This window comes from Aliiruegeria sabulilitoris, from assembly GCF_001558155.1.
Lineage (GTDB): Bacteria > Pseudomonadota > Alphaproteobacteria > Rhodobacterales > Rhodobacteraceae > Tropicimonas > Tropicimonas sabulilitoris.
Map to the genome: position 1 here is coordinate 1 of NZ_LOAS01000100.1, position 1,246 is coordinate 1,246.

2 protein-coding genes are annotated in these 1,246 nt (G+C 57.9%); one reads left to right on the forward strand and one right to left on the reverse strand.

What is annotated here, in order from left to right; all coding sequences use genetic code 11:
* The coding region (locus tag AX756_RS24705; protein ID WP_068318543.1) for a transposase at positions 1–311 on the forward strand (311 nt) is incomplete at its 5' end.
* A 74-nt stretch (positions 312–385) separates the two neighbouring features.
* Here AX756_RS24705 and AX756_RS24710 read toward each other — a convergent pair.
* Complete coding sequence (locus AX756_RS24710; protein ID WP_231701189.1) at positions 386–964, reverse strand: IS110 family transposase; 579 nt, start codon at positions 962–964, stop codon at positions 386–388.
* Between the last annotated feature and the right edge of the window lie 282 nt (positions 965–1,246).

The window sequence follows — 1,246 nt, forward strand, 5'->3', positions numbered from 1 at the left end:
ATCTCGTCATGGACGATAACCTGCCGGAACCCTTCGTGTTGCTGGCCGACAAGGGCTACGATGCTGACAGCATTCGCGACGAGATGCGGGAACGGGCCATTCACCCAGTGATACCCATGAGGAAGTCGCGAAAGAAGCGTGTTGGCGTTGATCGCCCACTGTATCGCCTGCGGAACTTGGTGGAGAGATGCTTCAACAAGCTCAAGAATGCACGCCGCGTCGCGACCCGCTACGACAAAACGGCTGAAAGCTTCCTCGGCTTCATCGACATCACATCAATCCGCCTCTGGCTCCGCCATTTGTCAACATGACCTAGCGTGGGATTCAACATCGCCACCTTGGCACAATGCGATGCCGTCTGAGATGGGCGGCAACCACCCCATCTTCAGTACCTCGAACAGCACATAGCCGATCCTACCGGCGTCAGCCGGTAGTTGTTCAGTTTCGCGGTGCGCTCGGTGATGCACGCTGTTTTCTCTGCAATCTGGGCTCGTAGGTCCTTGCCCTCCTCTCGAATGAGCACTGGCAGGTCAGAGGTCTCGTCCTCAAGAAGGGTGGTCATGCGATTGAGGTGACGTATCCCAGCAGGAAACACATGGCCGTGCTCATATAAGAGTGCACGCAGCGCGTTCACATCAGCGGTCCGCTGATGCACCAGGCGTTCCCGGCCGCGGAACACCGCTGCGCGAGATTGCTGCTCGATGGTCTTGGGCTGAACAAAACGCATCTCGGGCTGGCGGGCGGCGATCACGATCGCCTCGGCATCGGCCGCATCATTTTTCTGGCGCTTTACAAACGGGCGCACATATTGCGGTGCGATCAGCCTCACCTCGTGGCTAAGCGCTTGCATTTCACGCGCCCAATAATGAGCGCTCCCACAGGCTTCAAAGATGACCAGGCTTGGCTCTTGCTGAGCCATGAACGCACAAAATTGCTTTCGGCTCAGTTTCTTGCGGTACTGCACCTCTCCTGCCCGCGACGCTACGTGGACTTAGAAAACACTCTTTGCCAGATCGACTCCAACCATCATATCCTTCATCTCGCCGTCCTCCTCTACGCGTGGCGTTCAACACCACAATCTTGGCACATTGCGATGCCGTCTGGGGAGGGCGGCAACCATCCCATCTCGCCGAGTGGCGCCAACTCGGCGCGGCATAAAGGGCAGGGCCGCTGTCCAACCTGAGACGAGTTCGAATTGGTCTGATGGTGTGGACGGCTCCACCCGAACGGCATCGCATTGTGCCAT